This window comes from Spiroplasma citri, from assembly GCF_001886855.1.
Taxonomy (GTDB): Bacteria; Bacillota_I; Bacilli_A; order Mycoplasmatales; family Mycoplasmataceae; genus Spiroplasma; species Spiroplasma citri.
The window spans coordinates 249,607-268,521 of the sequence record NZ_CP013197.1; the positions used below are offsets into that span (position 1 = coordinate 249,607).

Below are 18,915 nucleotides of genomic sequence, written 5' to 3' on the forward strand. Positions count from 1 at the left end.
AAAAACCTAACTTCGTGGAATTAATGTAATACTAACAGGATTATTACTTTTATTTCTAATACCTAAAATATTTGAATTATCAATATCTATTGATATGTTTTTATCATTACCAAAATATTGATAAAGTCTTTTATCTTTAAATTTAAAAAATGAAAAATCAGGAAAAACCACTTTTGTAAATCTAATCTTTAATTTCATGTCATTAGTATGTCATGCTTGTACATACAATTCTTTAATTTTATTATCATCATTATCAGATAATTTTGTTATTTGTAATAAAAAACTAAAATCACAATTTTTAGAAAAAGAATAGCGATTTTGATAATATCCACTAGGTAAGCCAGTAGTTTCACCAGTAAATAATGTTGTCTTTTTATTTTCTTTTATATTAGCAAGGTCATATATTAAACTACCATTAAAATTAACTTTATCAATTTGTTTATCACCCTTAAATTTTAATTTTCCGTTGGAAAACCAGCCTAAATTATTTTCACAAGTAGAATAACCACCAAGAATATTTATATTTCTATTAGGAATAAAATTCTCTATATTTGGTGGGGCACATTTAACTTGTAAATTATTAAGATTATTAAATTGAATTGATGAATAAGCATTTAATAATTGTTCTCAAGTAGTAATTGTTGTGTTAATTTGTTTTAAATCAACTTCTAATTCATAATATACATTATCATACTTGTTGTTAAATAAATTAATTCAGTCTTTTTGTCAAATAAAAGAAATGCTTGAAGTACATTGTTTTGCTGCTGTTATGTTAGCTTTTAATGGTCTAATTGTATTAGAATCTAATATATTTACTGTATATGGTTTATATGTAAATGGGTCTGGTGGTAATACTGCTTGGGGGTAAAAGAATGTTGTTTCTTCAAGTAAATCATAATCTAATGCACTTGTTTTAATAACACTATTTCATGCTTGTACATTCCCATTTGGTTTAATAAATTTTGCCATTGTTTGTCATTCACCTTGAAAATTTTGAAATGCAGTAATATTATCATTTAAAGTAAATGGATTTTCTGAATATGTTGTAATTTTAAAATTAGTTTTACCAATAGTTTGTAAATTAATTAAATCAATTACATAACTTTCTAATGTTCCATCTGCTGTCGGATTAAAATCTAATTTATTATCTAAATTAGTTAATGGTGTATCTTTATCTAATGCTTGAAAATCTTGTGATAATATTACAATTTCATCAGTACCACCATTAACATTAATTCTATTTTGCCCTAAATCAATAGTAGAATAAACTTTTGTACCTAAATCTTGACCAGTTGCAGAATAATAATGTGTTTTAATTTTATCAGTTAATTTAAGCATACAACCAAATGTTAATGAATTACTTCCAATTAAACCACCAACTTGATCTTCTGTTTCATTACGAAACATATCATAAGGAATATTACCTTTTCCAGCACTATTATCTTTTCATAAACTATTTTGAATAATTTCATAACTTAAATAATCAATAAAAGCATTTAATTGGGCTATTTTTGGTATTAATTGCGTATTTTTTTGACTCATTAATTTAACTGGTAAACCTAAATCAAAAAATGAAATTATTTTACCAACAATAGGTAAATTATTAAGACTAAATTTAGTAAATTCATTAACATCTCAAGGTAATAATGAAATTGATGAATGTGTATAACGATTAGCATTTAATACATCATGAAATGATGAAGATTTTAATTGTGAATAATCAAATGATGCAACACCAAAAGGGGCTTTTTTATATTCTGGGTCTTGATAAATAAATTTACGAATTTGTTTCGTATCATAAGCACCATTAGGTTTAAATTGTAATCCACTATCTCAAAAAGGTGTTTTATTAGGATTTGTTGCTCTAGTAGCAATTAAATCACTTCCTAATACACCTTCAGCATTTTTCTTTGCTAATGGATCTGCTAATGCATTAAAAATATTAGTTCATTCTCCATAAGTAGTTTGATTAGATGGTTTTAAACCTTGTAAATTATATAAAACATTAGCAGGATTAGAATTAGTTAATAAAGTATCAGGCATTCCACTTAATTCATCTGAAAATAATAAATCTCGTGGTTGATATACTCTTTTATTAATTTGTCCTGATTTAATAGGGCGACCAATAACAGTTAAAGAACTAAATGCAGTTAAACCTAATACTTTTAAATCAATTCATTTAACACCAACATCTTCAGCTAATACTGGGTCATAATCAACAACTCCATTAATAATTCTTGGAAAAAAATAACCTTCACCAATAGCACCATGTTGTATTTTTTGTCATATTGCCATACCTGATTTAGATAAATGGTCATTAACACTACTAAATGTAATTTCTTGAAATAAAAACTTTTTATTATCAAAAGGATCATAGTAATCTGTAATATTAGAAATATATAATCATTGAATAGATTGATTATATTCATAAGTATTAATAGTTTCTCCACCAATATTTTCATTATTTTTATTTAAAACAACATAAAGGTTTAATTCATCATTTTGACCAAATTGTTTATCTGTTGATAATAAAGTATATTGTCTTTGAGTTGAAATACCTTGAAAAATAGGGTCAGGCGTTCCTTGCGATGAAAAATATGCACCACTTGTACTATTTTGTAAATATGCTTCATACATATCACCACGATTAGTAGGGTAATGCATTGGATTAATAATTTTAGTATAAAAATTATCAGCATCTTTAAAGTTTTTTTCTTCTGTTCCTTTATTAACTTGTTTTAATTTAAAAGCATTTTTTCATTGAGCAATAATAGTAGCATTACCAGTAATTGCTAAAGTAAAATCTGAATAATCTTGTGGAATACTATTAATTGGTTTATATCCACTTGTAGTTAATGGAATAACACCATTTGTAATAACAAAAGGAAAGATAAATCATTTATCTAATTCTTGGATTTTACGCTTAATAACTTTACTATCAGTAGATGCCATTCGCATTGCAGTATATAATACTTGATTATTAATTTGGATTGCTTCTTTTGAATTATTTTTGTTTAAATTCATCTTTTATACCACCTGTATTTTCATTTTCTTCATTCTCATTTTCTAACCCAAAATTATCATTATATTCCATTTGTTCTTTATCAATTTTTTCAACTTCTTTTATAGCAAAAGTCATTGGAATACTATCAACAATATGAATATAATTTGCCCGAGACATTGTACCATTTTCTAATCTTGTATTATTTGTATCAACTAAACGCATTTGGTCAATAATTCCTGCTGGTTTAAATTTTAATGAGTAGGGGCGTTCAATTTTATCTCAATTATTATTTTCAGCAATTCAATATTTATGAAATATTCATCAACAATCAAATAAACGATATAAATAATCTAATAAAAAATCTTGTCATACTGCTTGTGATTCAATATCTTCTGATTGCATAATTAATGTTTGATTTTGATTAGTATAAGTTCCTTGTTCATCTGCTTGTCAACTTAAACCAATACCACGAAAAACAATTTTTAAAATATGGTCAGTATCTAAATTATAATCATTTGAATTATATTGCCCTTGAGTATAATTAACAGTTGATCTACCACCTTTTTCATCATAGTTATTTAATACATTTTGAATAACAAAATCACTTTCATAATCATTTCAAGATTTTTTATTCTCTTTTACATTATCTATTTCTTCACTTGTTGCTTGAATATAACCTCTTGCTCGTGAAAATCTTCTTGTTTTCTTTTTAATAAATAAATTATCTTGTAAATCTTCAATTAATCACATAGTAGGGTAAATATCGGGATAAGCATTTAACATTGTACTTGATGCTTGACCTTGTTGATTAGCACGAATAAAATTAGGAATTTGAATTAATGGAAAACGACCTAATTTATTAATATAAGTTCTTTTTTCAATTCTTAAACTTTTATCTATTTTTCCAGTAGTTGCACCTGCTTGAGTATTTTCATCATTAGGATATGAATCAATTTGAATATATTTATCATTAATAACAACATGAAAGATATAACCAGTATCATCTTGATTTGGTAATATTCAAATATCTGCTGCTTGCTCTTCTTCATTAATTTTTGATACAAAATTAGTAAATAATGCTGTTCCTAACATAACATCTAAATCATTATCTTTTGTTTCATATATAAACATAACAGCAACACCTAATAATGATTTAGTTCATGACATTTTAATTAATTTTTCATAAATTTTTCTTTTATGATATCAATTTTGTCAATGTATTAATGCTTGTTCATTTTCACTATCACAAAGTAAACCACGTCCAATTTCCATTCTTACTTTTCTTTGTGCAACAATTAAAGGCACATTTATTTTTCAATCACGATTATTAAATGATAATCAATTATTTATATTATTATTCATTTTTATTTACTCCTAATCTAGCAAGATGACAAATTAATATCTTACTGTCTTTTTCTACTTTATCTACTTTTAAAACTTTATAATCATTTTTATATTTATAAACAAAAATATTATTTTTAGGGATATTCTTTTTATATTTTCCAATAATTTTATCCATATCAATTAAATATATATACATTTTAAATATACTCCCTTATTAATCTATTAGTTGATGATTGAACAATCTCTCTTATATATTCTGATAATGCATAATAATCAGCATCAAATTCATCATCATATAAATCAACTATTTCTTCTTTTCCACCATTAGGTTTTTCTTTTCATTGAATCATTGGATATTCCGTATTAGTTTCTTCTAATATTAAATCATGGGTCATTTTATCACTAATCATTGCTGCAATAAATGAATTAACTCTATTAGTAACTGACCACATACTTTTATCAACTTCTTCAAATCTTAATAATTTACCATATCTATATTTTATTTTTTCTTTATTAAGAACATCAATAAATGCTCTACCACCAGCACCATAATCAACATTAATAGTTAAACCACTTTCAATAAAAATAGTACTATTTTTTAAACTAGATAAATAAAATTGAATAATATCATTTGCTTGTTCAAAGGTATCTTTATATTCCATTGTTGCATTAGAATGTGTATATTTACCTATTTTATGTACTTTTTTTAAAGTTGAATTATATACTCATAAACTAGCACTTGTTTTATGTCCATTAGGACTATCTGCTTGGGCAAAATCAACACCACCTAATATTTTGTCAAAATTTCAAGTTAATTTAGTAAATTTAAGATATCTAGCAAAAACAGCACCTTGTACTTGCCCAGGTAATCCTCAACTTCATACTCTTGCTCTAACTGGGTCTAATTTTTCTGTTTCTAATTGGTCAAGAATTACATTATCATCTAAATAAGGATTAAGTCTTCAACTAGAATAATGTATTATTACTGTTTTAGTAAGTTTTTTATTCTTTTCATAATAATTAATTTTAAATTTACCTATTTGATCAGGATATTTAGATAATAATATTTGTTCATTAAATAACATTATTTCATTACAATATTTAATAATATAACGGTGTAATGATTCAGGATTAGATGAATTAATAATAAATTTTCTTTTAGCACCATGAATAGCATATTTTAATTCACTCATATCATCTTTTGTTAATTGGTCTGCTTCTTCTCTTCATTCAATAGCAAATTCATATTTATTTAAATCAGCAAAAGCTTTTAATTTTTCTCTTTTTGTTTGTGAATGTAAACCTTTACAAATAATATAAGTACCATTATCTAATGTAAAAGAATTCTCAGATAAATTAACTTTATAATTAATATTCATATCATTAAGAGTATTTTGAATATTTTTAAATACTCCATTTCTAATATCTTTATTCATTTTCATAACAGCAATAATAAATATTGGCTTACCCACCAATAATGATATAGCACAGCATTTGCCAACTACATTATCTTTTATCATAAAAGTTTTAGCACTATAACGACTTCCTATTTCATTATATTCATCAGCAGGATTATATATTTCTTTTCACGGTGCATTAGGGACATGTTGTTGATAAAATCATCTTGGAATTTCATCTAAATGTAAAAAATGTTTAAGCATCTTTAATCACCTCATTTATTTTAGGTAAATCAACATTATCAAAATTAATAACAATATTAGCATTATTTATATTTGTATCTTTAACATATTTCTCAACATATATTTTCTCCCCCCCGCCATATTTGTCATTTAATAAAGCCAATTCCAATTCTATTTCTAATTGATTTATTGTATCTTTAATAAAATAAGCGGTTTTTGTATCAACTTCATCTTGTCAATTATCAAATGGTAGTTTTAAATAGTATAAATATGCTCTTTTATTACTTAATTTGTCCGCTTTTTTTCGTAAAAACTCCTTAGTTTTACCCGAAATAGTCTTAAAAGTTACCATTTTTTACTCCTTTTTGCATATTAAAATTGCTATTATTTAAACAATATGGTTAAATAAAAGAGTAATAAACAAACCTATCAAGAACTAAAAACGTATCACAATGTATTAAAGAACTTAATATTATTTTTATTATGTTTATTTTACAATTAAAAAAGGACTTTTTCAAGTCTTTTTTTTGTAAAACAAGTATAGAGACAGATATTCGCAACTTGTTATAAATTAATTGTATAACTTTAAAAATAATTGTCAATAGTTTTTTAAAAATAGTGTATAAATAATTTTAAAAAGATTGGAGACAGAATATATGAAAGATTATACACATCTAAAATATGATGAACGAAATTTATTTAAGGATTTATTTTTATCTGATAGTTGTAAAAAGAAAAATGGTACACTTAATTTATCTGAAATTGCAAGACAAACAAATCGCAGTGTGAATACTGTTAAAAGAGAAATTAAAAGATTTAAAAATATAGAAGATTATACAGCAATAGAAGCACAAAAAGATTATTATAAAAAGCGTAAAAAATGTATTAAAAAACTACCTACATTTACAAAAGAACAATTAAATTTTATTCATCTGAGATTTAATGTTTATCATGATTCACCAGCAGAAATTATTCAACGATTTTTAATAAAGTTTGGTATCAAATTTCCCGCTTGTGTTAAAACATTTTATAAATGAATTTTTTTAGGTCTTTTGGGTTTGTTAAAGAAAAATTTATTAAATGGTGGTAGAAAAAATAGAACAAAGAAAAGACCTGATAATCGTGGCAAATTAGATGAAAGATTTAAATCAATATGAGATATTGAAAATAAAGAATCTAATGTTGGATGACTTGAAATGGATACAGTGGTTGGTAAAGACCATAAATTTGCTATTTTAGTTTTAGTAGAACAATTAAGTAAAAAATATTTTGCAATAAAATTAGAAAATCATACTGCTAATGAAGTTTTAGAAAAACTTGAAGAATTAGTTAGAATTAATGGGTTAGTTGGAAAAATTAAAGGAATAATAACAGATCGCGGAAAAGAATTTAGTAAATTTGAAGAGATGGAAAAGATTACTGGTTCTAATGTTTATTATTGTGACCCTGGTTCACCAAAACAAAAACCCTTAATTGAAAGAATTAACCGTGAATTTAGAAAACGCTTTCCTAAGGACACTGATTTTAATAATGTTAATCAGAAAAGAATAGATTTAGTAGTTAATGTTATAAATGATAAACTCCGACCGTGTTTAAATTGAATAAGTGCAAAAGAAATGTTTTTACAAAATATTAAGTAAATTTATTAATTAAAATTTAATAAATACTTTTTTAGTGTGCTTAAATATGGTTAAATTAATTTATATTTATAAAATATTTTATTTTTTTTAAAAAAAGAGTTGCATTTGTTAAAAATGATGTTATCATCAAATTAACAAGAGACAGATTTTGCTACTTGAATTTACATAATACAAAATTAAGAAATTCTGGCTTTGTGAAAAATCGGTTTTTTATCTTATATATTGTCTTTGCCGCTTTGTTAACATTTTTATTTTTTACACTTGGTACAATTATCGGTGCGGTTACTGGTGAAAAATTTACTGGCAGTTGGCATAACATAGCAATTTATTGAATTAGTACAACAGTGTAACATTGGGTTTGTCCAGTTATTTTTATTATCTATTTTTGCATATTGGTAGAAAAAGAATTTATAAATTATAAAGATTTTTGTTTACAAAAATTATATAAGTTTTATCTTCATCCAATTTTTTACACCATTTTTATTGCTGTCCGCCAAGGCGTTTTATTATTAACTCCAGTTGATGAAAAATTATGAAATTATAGTGTTCCAACGAATAATTATTATGTGCCATATTTTTTTCAAGATTTTCGCCACTTAGAATATTATATTTTATATTTACTTGTGTTAAGTATCATTATTGCTTTATTAATAACATTTGTTGTTAATTTAAATAATTTATTAGTTAACCGTCAAAAAATTAAAGAAATGAAAGAAAAGATAAATTAAATTTAAATTATTATTATTTTAAGGTAAAATTGAAATACATAAAAATTATAGAAGAATAGAGGGAAAAAAATGACACAACAGAGTAATTTCTGAACAGATGTTGAAAAAGGAATGATGAGTTATTTAACAAAATATATTAATCTTTTTGAAACAGACTATGCAAAATACACAGCGGAAAAAAATCCAAAAATAGAAGCTTTTTTAGCGGGGGCAAAGTTTAAAACTAATTTTGAAGATTTATTTAATTTTGTGAAAACAGAAATCAAACCATTATTTGATGATATTAGAGAAGAATATTTACAAGATAAAAAACCAGAAGAAATTGACCAGAAAAAAGTTACAACATTAATTGAAGTAAGCAAATTATTTAACGCAATTATTCCATTGCCACGATTTTTAAATGATTTTATGACTAGCGCAAAAGAAGCTAGCCCTGTTGATTTAAATAAACTTTTTGTAAATATGATGAAGGTAGAGATTGGTGAGTTAACAAAAATTTATGATGATGAGATAAAAGATCTTGATCCAGCACTTGATAAATGTTTAAAAGATATTAATAGTGCTAATGATGCTTTAGAAATTTGAAATTTAGTAAATCAATTAGGCTTATTTTTACAACGTGATATTATGTTAACTGATTTTTCTCCTGAAAAAGAAGAAGAAAAGTTAAAAGGGCAGTTAGAAAATATTAATCAAATTGAAAAAGATTATAATGATGGAAAAATTAAATTACCAGAATTTAATAAAGAAAAAATTATTGAAGAAGTCCAAGCGTATCATAATTTTGTCATTGCATTAAACCCGAAAAAGCGATTAGAAATTGTTGAAAAAACAACAGAATATCGTAATAAAGTTGTTCCTTTAGTTCAAATTATTCAATGTTTACATGATTTATTAATTAATATTTTAACTACAACAAATATCATTAATACAACATAAAAAACTTTAAAGAATTGTTTTTAAAATTAAAAAGAATAATATAAAAGTATAAGGATAAAAAGTAAACAATGGCATTTTTACTTATGCAATATGGAAAAGTGTATTGCTTTAAATATATTTTATAAAAGGATAACATAATCAATCTTGAGTATATTTATTTAAATGACATTAAATGACATTACAATTTGATAGGTATTCTGTGTATTTAACAGCAATTTGCATTTTTTAGTTTTGCATGTTTATCTTTAATTTTTATTAAAGGATTTTAATAAAAATGCACGTAGAAAGAGAAGAGGACAAGTAACATGATAGAAAAATATGGTATTAATGTTTATTCAGAAATAGGTAATTTGAAAACAGTATTACTACATCGTCCTGGCGATGAATTAGCTAATTTATCACCAGATTTATTAGAACGATTATTGTTTGATGATACACCAGATTTAGCAGTTGCACAAAAAGAACATGATTTTTTTGCACAAACTTTTAGAGATTTAGGTGTTGAAGTATTATATATTGAAAAATTAGTCGCTGAAGTTTTAGACACTGATTCAAAAATGCGGCAAGAATTACTAGAACAGTTTTTAAAAGAATCTGGTGCTAAAGAAGAATACATTAGTAAGTTACGTACTTATTTAGGTAAATTAGATAATCAAGCTCTTGTTAATAAAATGATAGCAGGAGTAACAAAATACGAGTTAGGAGTAGAAATTACAGATAATTATCCGCTAGCGGTTGATCCAATGCCAAATATTTTATTCCAACGTGATCCATTTGCATCAATTGGAAATGGTGCAACTATTCATAAAATGTTTACGGTTACTAGAAATCGTGAAACATTATTTTCTGATGTTGTTTTAAGACATCATCCCCGTTTTAAAGAAAAAATTAATTTTTGATATGATCGTAACGAAAAAGAAACTTTAGAAGGTGGAGATATTTTAGTTTTAAATGCAAAAACATTAATTATTGGTGTTTCACAAAGGACATCGATGGAAGCTATTAAAATAGTAGCAAAAAACTTAATTGAAAATGATTCAGTTAGTTATGAAAAAGTAATTGCATTAGATTTAAAAACAAAAAATCGTGCTTTTATGCATTTAGATACTGTTTTTACTAATATTGATTATGATAAATTTATCGCGCATCCATTAATTTTTGAAGCAATGGGTGAATTTAAAATTTTTGAAATTACAAAAAATGGAGTTAAAGAAATTAAAGAAACAATTAAAGATTATTTATCAGAAGAAGTTGGTAAGCCAGTTCAAATTTTTAAATGTGGTGGAGAAGATCCAATTGCACAGGCAAGAGAACAATGAAATGATGGGACAAATGTTATTACAATTCATCCTGGTGAAGTGATTGCCTATTCAAGAAATCAAATTACAATTGAAATTTTAAAAGAAGCTGGTGTTAAAGTCCACGTTATTGATTCAGCTGAATTATCACGTGGGCGTGGAGGGCCTCGCTGTATGTCAATGCCAATTTGAAGAGAAGATATCTAAAATATTAATATTATATTTTAAAAGGAGAGAAAAAATAATATGGCTGTAAATTTAAAAGGAAGAAGTTTCCTAACTTTACTAGATTTCACGCAAAGAGAAATTTACTATTTATTAGATTTAGCAAGACAATTAAAAGAAGCAAAATATGCTGGAACTGAACAAAAACCATTAGCTGGAAAATCTGTTGCTTTATTATTTGCAAAAGATTCAACACGAACAAGATGTGCTTTTGAAGTAGGAACATTTGATTTAGGTATGCACCCTGTTTATTTAGGGCCAAGTGGTAGTCAAATGGGGAAAAAAGAATCAATTGAAGATACTGCAAAAGTGTTAGGGAGAATGTTTGATGGAATTCAATTTCGTGGATTTAAACAAACTGATGTTGAAGCATTAGCAAAATATTCAGGTGTTCCAGTATGAAATGGATTAACTGATGAATTTCACCCAACCCAAATGTTAGCTGATATTTTAACATTGCAAGAAGAAAAAGGGCAACGCAATATGAAAGGGCTAAAATTTGTTTATTTTGGTGATTCTCGTTTTAATATGGCAAATAGTTATATGGTTATTAGTGCTAAATTAGGAATGCATTTTGTTGCTTGTGCGCCAAAAGACTTATGACCAAATGCAGAATTATTGAAAAAAGTACAAGCAATTGCGAAAGAACATGGTGGTTCAATTACGTTAACTGAAGACCACAAAACAGCAGCAAAAGATGCTGATGCAATTGCCACTGATGTTTGAGTGTCAATGGGAGAAGATCCTGCCGTTTGAGGAAAAAGAATTAAGTATTTAACACCATATCAAGTAACAATGGAAAAAATGAAACAAGCAAAAGAAGATGCTATCTTTTTACATTGTTTACCAAGTTTCCATGATGGGAATACAGATACTGCACAACAAGTGATTAAACAATTTGGTGGAACTGGAGAATTAGAAGTTACTGATGAAGTTTTCCAATCAAAATATTCACGTGTTTTTGAAGAAGCAGAAAATCGTTTACATACTATTAAAGCAGTAATGCTAGCAACAATTCGTGGCTAGGTTATTTATGAAAGATTAAAAGGGGGTGCAAAAATGGATATAAAAAAGAAAAAAAAGTTTAAATTTAAATTACCCACAGCATTTACAATTTTATTAGGAATTACGCTTTTAATTATTATTGTATCTTGAATTCCAGGAACAACTGGCCAATGAAAAGATTCTGATGGAAACCTTCACAATGGTGGTCCTGCCGGAATTTTTGACTTATTTTTAGCTCCAATGCAAGGATTTAAAAATAAAGTTGATGTTATTGTCTTTATTTTAGTTTTAGGAGGATTCTTAGAAATCGTTATTGAATCAAAAGCATTAGATGCTGGAATTGGCCGTTTAGTCGCAAAAATGAAAGGCCGTGAAATTTGAATTATTCCAATTGTAATGTTTTTATTTTCAGTTGGTGGTACAACTTATGGAATGGGTGAGGAAACAATTGCCTTATATCCAGTTATTATTCCTGTTTTATTGGCTGCTGGTTTTGATGTTTTAACAGCGGTAATGGCGATTTTATTTGGTGCCGGGATTGGTTGTATTGGTTCAACATTAAATCCGTTTGTTATTCAAATTGCCGCTGATAGTGCTGGTGTGCCTGATTTAACATCAACAACAGGAATTATTTGAAGAGCTGTGTGATGATTATTATTAACAGCTGGTGGAATTTCATTTGTTGTTTGATATGCATTACGTGTTCGCCGTACACCAGGGAAATCACCATTGTTTGATAAAAAAGATTTTTATGAAGCAGAATTTGCAATTGTTGATGATTTACCAGAATATAATGGTAAACTAAAAGCAATTATGGCAATTTTTATGATTAGTTTTGTCTTGATGATTTTTTCATTAATTGGATGAGACAAATTTGGAATTCCTGCCTTTGTTAATTTTACAAAATTAGTTAGTGAACATGCCCCATTTATTGCCAATTTCTTTGCACCATTAGAGCAGTGATCATTTATGGAAATTTCAGCATTATTCTTTATTGCATCAATTATTATTGCATTAATTAATTGAAAAGGAGAAGAAAAATACGTTAATAGTTTTATCAGTGGTTCAGCTGATATCTTATCCGTTTGTTTAGTTATTGCGTTTGCAGCTGGAATTGGGTTTATTATGACAAATACTGGAATGCAAAACAAATTAGTTAGTGGATTATCTGCACCAATGTCGAAATTAGGAAAAACAGGTTTTATTATGGTAGCCTTCTTCTTCTTCCTAATTATCTCATTTGTAATTCCATCTAGTTCAGGATTTGCTCAAACTGTTTTTCCAATTTTAGGTCCTGTTGCTAATGGGGTAGCAACTGGTTTAACATCAGGAACAATTACTGCCTTTTCATTCGCAAATGGAATTATTAATTTAATTTCTCCAACAAGTGCAATTTTAATGGCAGCTTTATCAATTTCAAAAGTTCCTTATGGTAGTTTTATGAAAGCATCATGACCATTAATTGTTGGAATTGTTATTGCAACAATTATCTTATTAGGAATTGGAACTTTACTACCAATTTCAAACACTAGCCCTTGATTTTAAATGCCAATTGATTAAGAAAGTTTTCATTTTAAGAGAAAGGATATGTAAATTATGGCAAGAATAGTTGTTGCGTTAGGAGGAAACGCATTAGGAAATTCCCCCAGTGAACAACAAGAAATTGTAAAAGATACTGCGAAAGCAATGGTTGACATCATTGAAAATGGTGATGAATTAATTATTGCGCACGGGAATGGACCACAAGTTGGAATGATTAACAATGCTTTTGATGAAGCTGCACATGTGAATAATAAAATTCCAATGATGCCATTTCCAGAGTGTGGAGCAATGTCACAAGCCTATATTGGCTATCATTTACAAAATGCAATTTTAAATGAATTAAATAAACGTAAAATTAAGAAAAATGTTGTAACAATTGTAACACAAGTTGAAGTTGATCAAAAAGATTCTGCTTTTAATAATCCAACAAAACCAATTGGGGCGTTTTATTCCGAAACAGAGGCAAAAGGATTAGCTGAAAAAAATGGTTTTACTGTTAAAGAAGATGCTGGACGGGGATGACGACGAGTAATTGCATCACCACAGCCAATTGATATTGTTGAAAAAGAAATTATCGAAGATTTAATTAAGCAAGGACATATTCTAATTACCGTTGGTGGTGGGGGAATTCCTGTTGTAAAAACAGGAACTGCTTATCAAGGCGTTCCTGCTGTTATTGACAAAGATTTTGCGAGTGCAAAGTTAGCGGAGTTAATTAAAGCCGATAAATTGATGATTTTAACATCAGTAGCTAAAGTTGCAATCAATTATGGAAAACCTTATCAAAAGGCGTTAGATGTTTTAACTTTAACTGATGCAGAAAAATATATTGCCGAAAATCAATTTGCGCCAGGTAGTATGTTACCAAAAGTACAAGCTGCAATGAAATTTGCTAGTTCTGGGTCACAGAAAATGGCAATTATTGCGGAGTTAGCCCAAGCTAAAGCAGCATTAGCGGGTAAAGCTGGTACAGCAATTAGGAAATAAATTCATAGTAGTTATTAAAACCTTTTTTCGCTAAAAATTGCTTTTTCTAAAAAGTACAATTAAGAAAGAAGGTTTTTATTATGGTAAAGTTAGCAAAAAGAAGGCATAAAAAACAGTTTGAAATTTAAAAAAAATATTTTTTGCTAAATTTGAGTAATAATAAGATTAAGAAAAAACTTAATAATTATTTAAACTATTTATTAAAAATTTACAAAAGAATAAAATTAATAAAAAGAATGAAAAAGCTAAAACAACTAATACCATAATTCAACCCGAGATAACAAAAGATATTAATCTAATTTAAATAAAGAATGAAGGATAAGGAATGAAAGAGGATTTAAATAGTATTCAACATCAAATTTTAACACAAGAAGATAATTTGGATAAATTTGTTACTGATTTATATTATTTTAGTACGTTACTAGAAAACTTAAAAAAAGATTTTAAAAATCATTTAACAGATTTAAACAGTTTAAAAAAGAGCAAAAAAATAACAATAGAAGAATATCAAACTAATTTAAAAACATTAAAAAATTTATATAAATCTAAAATGATACAATTAAAACAAGATATTAATAAAATGGCTGATTTATGTATGTTTACATTTGAAAAAAATATTGCTTTTAAAAAAGCACATAAAATTGAAGTTGCAGCAGAACTTATAAAATTAAATAGTGAAATCAAAGATTTAAAGAAAAAAGCAAGTTTAGAACAAGCAACAATGTTAGAAACTTTAAAAGAGGAAAAGCTTAAAACCAGAAAACCAATTAGTACTAAAACTTTAGTTTTAATAAGTGTTATTAGTTTATCACTATTAATTATTGGAACATTATTAATTAATTACTTACTTTACTTTCCAAAAACAAGAAATGAAAGTTTTGATTTAACAAAAAAAGAATATTTAATTGCTTTTATTATTGTTTTAATAACCTTAATAATTATTATTGGTTATTTTATTTTAATGTTAAAAGTTGTTAAAAAGACTTATATGGATCGTGAAAAAAATATTTTTAAGATAACAGCAATTGGTTTTGTTGGTTCATTTTTAGATACAATTGGAGTTGGTAGTTTTGCTGTTGCAACGGCAGGATTAAAAGCAACAAAGATTGTTAAAAATGATGCATTATTACCAGGAACAATAAACATTGGGCTAGGAATACCAAACTTAATTGCTGGAACCACCTTTGTTGCTGCAATTAATGTTGAGGTTTTAACATTAGTATTATTGGTTGTTGGAGCAATTTTAGGTAGTTTTGTTGGTGCCGAATTAACAAAAAGAATTAGTGCGAAACATATTAGTTTAACAATGGCCATTGTGTTAGCAATTGTTGCAATCCTAATGATTTTAACACAATTAAATGTTTTACCAAGTGGAAATAAAACTGGTTTGGAAGTATGACAATTAGGACTTGCCTTTATTTTATTTATGGTTTATGGTGGATTGCAAGCATTCGGAATAGGGTTATATGCTCCCGCGTTAGCAACAATTGCATTATTAGGAATGGATATTAAAGTTGCATTTCCAATTATGACATTAGCGTCAGGATCAGCTTTTCCAGTTGCAGCATATTCTTATTATAAAAATAATAAATATCAGCCAAAAACAGGATTTGGTTTAATGCTAGGGGGGCTCTTGGCGTAGTATTAGCTTTTTTAACAGTTTTTGTTGGTATTGAAGTTGGGTTAGGTGTTAAGCCCGATGTTTTTACTAATTATTTAAAATCATTAGCAGTTATTGTCGTTTTTTATGTAGCTATTATGCTATTATTATCTTATTTAAAAATTAGAAAAAAACCAAATGCTAATAATTTAACGACAAGAAAGATAATATTTTCACCGGAAAGCTATGATCAATGAAATGAAAAATTAGTTAATCAACTTGATGATTATTTACTAGCATATTATGACAAACGACAATTTTATAATGATTTACTTAATAAGTATTTAGGAAAGGAAACAAAGACATGAAAATAGGAATTCCAAAAGAAATTAAAGCACAAGAAAATCGTGTTGGGGTAACACCAAGTGGTGTGATTGAACTAGTAAAACATAAGCATGAAGTTTATGTTGAAAAAAATGCTGGTCTTGGAAGCGGTTTTACTGATGATTATAAAAAAGCAGGATCTATTATTTTAGATAATCCGGCTGAAATTTGGACAAAGGAAATGATTATTAAGGTGAAAGAACCATTAGAAAGTGAATATAATTTTTTATGAAGGACAAATTATTTTTACATACTTTCATTTGGCTTCAGATAAAGCATTAACTAAAGCATTACTTGATGCAAAAGTAACGGCAATTGCTTATGAAACAATTCAACTTGAAGATAATTCATTACCATTGTTAAGACCAATGAGTGAAGCTGCAGGAAGATTAGCAGTTGCTAATGCAATGTATTTTATGTTTAAAACAACTGATGGTAGTGGTTTATTAATGAATTGTACACCTGGAACAGAACGAGCGAAGGTTACTGTTATTGGTGGTAGTGTTGAAACAATTACTAAGGAAACAACCCATGATAATCCAACTTTCATTATGCATGATGTTATCCATTATTCAGTAGCAAATATGCCAGGCGCAGTAACAAGAACAAGTACAATTGCTTTAACAAATGCAACAATTCAATATGCTCTAGCAATTGCTAATACTGATTTTAAAACACTATGTAAAACACATCCGCTAATTCGAAAAGGAATTCAAACAGTTGAAGGTAAACTTGTTTTTGCCCCAGTTGAGGAAGCACATAACTTGGAATATGTTGATGTGTTATCAATTTGTTAATTATTAACTTGTCAGAGTATAAAAGTTTTTTAAAATAAAAATAATTGAAGCTTTCTTCAATTATTTTTATTAAAAGTTATTTTAATCTAATTTATTTTGTAAGGATAAAAGGCAGGTTCTTAATAATAACGCGCTAATAGAAGAAAATATTATTTTATGATATAATAAATGCAAGTGATTAATACAAGTAGGGTGAATATATGTGTCAAAATAGCAAGAAGGGTCATAACAGTAATTGTCACAATAATTGTCGGATTCATCATCCGAATTTTTTTAATTATTATCGATATCCTATTTTTCCTTCTTATGGATGTGGAACACCACCATTAATTCAATATTCAATTCCACAGCAACCATATCCGCCATTATTTTCCCAGTATCAATATTCTCCAATTATTCAATATCCAATGCCAGGGCCACAACCAAATCAAAGTTTGCCCCTAGGACAACCCTATCAATACAATCCTTATAATGTTGGACAAAATTTTAATAATTTAGCAAATAATGCTAGAATTAATGATAATTTTCAATATCAACCGGTTAGAGAAGATTATTATTTATCTCCTTATAATTCTCGCATTCCATTAGGAACACAACTATATTATAATGATTTTCGTCGTCCAATTTCACCATTAAGCGCTGAAGAAGAATATAATTGAGCAGTGTATATTTCTGATATTTTAGATGAGTTTATTGGGCGTCATCGTAGTCGACCAAAATCTAATTTTGATGAATATCAAAACTTAAAACAGACATTAGATACGTCATTACGTCATTTGAAAGAAGCAGAAGCACTAAACCAAAAGTTAGTTAATGCTTGAGAAAAAAAAGATAAAGAAACAAATCCTAATTCAGCAGATGATGATACAAGTAATGATGGTCCTATGAATTTACCAACAGATAATAATGATTCAACATTATTAAAGCAAAAAACTGACCAATCTGATGCTTTAAATGAAAAAAATGTTTCGCCAATAATTGCTAGTTCTGAACCAGAAAAAAGTTCATCTTTAACTGAAGAGAATGTAGAAGATAAGTTTAATTTCCTTGATTTTGAAGAGGATTCAATTAATAACTTTAATCCTGAAGATGATGCGCATAGTTTCTTTTTTAATGATGAAGAATTTAAAGAAGCAGATTCCCCCGAAAAAAAAGACAATGATATTTCAAAAAATGATAATGATGTTAATAATATTGTTGCTGAAGATATTCATGATTTTTTAGGTGTCAAATCACCAGATTTTGATTTAATGGAATCTAATCCAGAAATAATAGAAACAAATGTTTTAGATGAAGAATTAAAATTTGTTGATATTGATAAAGTAAAGGATACAAAACCAGTTTTCTGGACATATAAGGATTATACAATTAAGACATCATTAGGGGAAAAACAAGCTAGTGAAATTTATCCCAAAATATTTGATGAATATGGTCATCTTAAAATGGACCATTTTGAAGCAATGGCACATTTTGGTGTGACAGAAAAACAATATGATCAATTAATTGAAAATTTTTATCGTGCAAAAGAAAATAAGACAAAAAAAATTAAAAAAAATGAATTTGGCGTAGTTGTTAAATCAAAATTTAATGTTAAAGCTTTTTGAATTACTATGGGTATTTTAGGTGTTATTTTATTATTAATTGCAATAACTGTTATTTTGTATTTTACTGTTCCTAGTGTTGCTGAAGGAATAAATACAATAACTGCTAAAATAAAAAAAATATTTTAATTTAGAATAATAAATTTAAAAATAGTTTTTTAAAATATTATGTATAATAATT

General features: G+C 26.8%; 15 protein-coding genes and 1 pseudogene. 11 read left to right on the forward strand and 5 right to left on the reverse strand.

The genetic code is table 4. The features are described 5' to 3' along the window. Positions 1-6: 6 nt before the first annotated feature. The 5 genes from SCITRI_RS01390 to SCITRI_RS01410 are packed head-to-tail and all read right to left on the reverse strand — an operon-like array spanning position 7 to position 6,340. The gene (locus SCITRI_RS01390; RefSeq protein ID WP_071936918.1) at positions 7-3,024 is read right to left on the reverse strand and encodes a hypothetical protein; all 3,018 of its coding nucleotides are present in this window, start codon (positions 3,022-3,024) and stop codon (positions 7-9) included. After that, on the reverse strand, positions 3,005-4,366 hold the full coding sequence (locus tag SCITRI_RS01395; RefSeq protein ID WP_071936919.1) for a hypothetical protein: 1,362 nt from the start codon (positions 4,364-4,366) through the stop codon (positions 3,005-3,007). Before SCITRI_RS01395 ends, SCITRI_RS01390 begins: the two co-directional genes overlap by 20 nt. Beyond that, the gene (locus SCITRI_RS01400; protein WP_071936920.1) at positions 4,359-4,544 is read right to left on the reverse strand and encodes a hypothetical protein; all 186 of its coding nucleotides are present in this window, start codon (positions 4,542-4,544) and stop codon (positions 4,359-4,361) included. The genes SCITRI_RS01395 and SCITRI_RS01400 overlap by 8 nt, the downstream gene beginning before the upstream one ends. Position 4,545: 1 nt before the next feature. Then, positions 4,546-6,009: a PBSX family phage terminase large subunit gene (locus tag SCITRI_RS01405; protein WP_071936921.1), complete on the reverse strand. Its 1,464-nt coding sequence runs from the start codon at positions 6,007-6,009 to the stop codon at positions 4,546-4,548. Continuing rightward, positions 6,002-6,340: a hypothetical protein gene (locus SCITRI_RS01410; protein WP_071936922.1), complete on the reverse strand. Its 339-nt coding sequence runs from the start codon at positions 6,338-6,340 to the stop codon at positions 6,002-6,004. Before SCITRI_RS01410 ends, SCITRI_RS01405 begins: the two co-directional genes overlap by 8 nt. A gap of 304 nt (positions 6,341-6,644) precedes the next feature. Between SCITRI_RS01410 and SCITRI_RS01415 the strand changes: the two genes are divergently transcribed. The 11 genes and pseudogenes from SCITRI_RS01415 to SCITRI_RS01460 all read left to right on the forward strand — a co-directional run bounded on the left by SCITRI_RS01415 (position 6,645) and on the right by SCITRI_RS01460 (position 18,863). Next, positions 6,645-7,628, forward strand: coding sequence for an IS30 family transposase (locus tag SCITRI_RS01415; RefSeq protein ID WP_071936923.1), 984 nt, complete (start codon positions 6,645-6,647; stop codon positions 7,626-7,628). A gap of 392 nt (positions 7,629-8,020) precedes the next feature. Then, the gene (locus tag SCITRI_RS11030; protein ID WP_237238008.1) at positions 8,021-8,356 is read left to right on the forward strand and encodes a hypothetical protein; all 336 of its coding nucleotides are present in this window, start codon (positions 8,021-8,023) and stop codon (positions 8,354-8,356) included. A gap of 69 nt (positions 8,357-8,425) precedes the next feature. Then, positions 8,426-9,295 (forward strand): hypothetical protein, encoded by an 870-nt coding sequence (locus tag SCITRI_RS01425; RefSeq protein WP_071936924.1) that lies wholly within the window; start codon positions 8,426-8,428, stop codon positions 9,293-9,295. A gap of 305 nt (positions 9,296-9,600) precedes the next feature. Further along, the gene (locus tag SCITRI_RS01430; protein WP_071936925.1) at positions 9,601-10,800 is read left to right on the forward strand and encodes an arginine deiminase; all 1,200 of its coding nucleotides are present in this window, start codon (positions 9,601-9,603) and stop codon (positions 10,798-10,800) included. A 39-nt stretch (positions 10,801-10,839) separates the two neighbouring features. Then, the gene (gene argF, locus SCITRI_RS01435) at positions 10,840-11,844 is read left to right on the forward strand and encodes an ornithine carbamoyltransferase (protein WP_071936926.1); all 1,005 of its coding nucleotides are present in this window, start codon (positions 10,840-10,842) and stop codon (positions 11,842-11,844) included. Positions 11,845-11,877: 33 nt separating this feature from the next. Further along, the gene (locus SCITRI_RS01440) at positions 11,878-13,368 is read left to right on the forward strand and encodes a YfcC family protein (RefSeq protein ID WP_071936927.1); all 1,491 of its coding nucleotides are present in this window, start codon (positions 11,878-11,880) and stop codon (positions 13,366-13,368) included. A 51-nt stretch (positions 13,369-13,419) separates the two neighbouring features. Further along, positions 13,420-14,352 (forward strand): carbamate kinase, encoded by a 933-nt coding sequence (arcC, locus tag SCITRI_RS01445; RefSeq protein ID WP_071936928.1) that lies wholly within the window; start codon positions 13,420-13,422, stop codon positions 14,350-14,352. A 325-nt stretch (positions 14,353-14,677) separates the two neighbouring features. Beyond that, entirely contained in the window at positions 14,678-15,994 is a 1,317-nt protein-coding gene (locus tag SCITRI_RS01450; RefSeq protein ID WP_237238009.1) for a TSUP family transporter, read from the forward strand. A gap of 116 nt (positions 15,995-16,110) precedes the next feature. Next, the gene (locus tag SCITRI_RS11035; RefSeq protein ID WP_237238010.1) at positions 16,111-16,326 is read left to right on the forward strand and encodes a hypothetical protein; all 216 of its coding nucleotides are present in this window, start codon (positions 16,111-16,113) and stop codon (positions 16,324-16,326) included. After that, positions 16,317-17,133: pseudogene (locus SCITRI_RS12405) on the forward strand (alanine dehydrogenase). Before SCITRI_RS11035 ends, SCITRI_RS12405 begins: the two are co-directional and overlap by 10 nt. Positions 17,134-17,333: 200 nt before the next feature. Then, entirely contained in the window at positions 17,334-18,863 is a 1,530-nt protein-coding gene (locus SCITRI_RS01460) for a hypothetical protein (protein ID WP_071936929.1), read from the forward strand. The last annotated feature ends 52 nt before the right edge of the window (positions 18,864-18,915 follow it).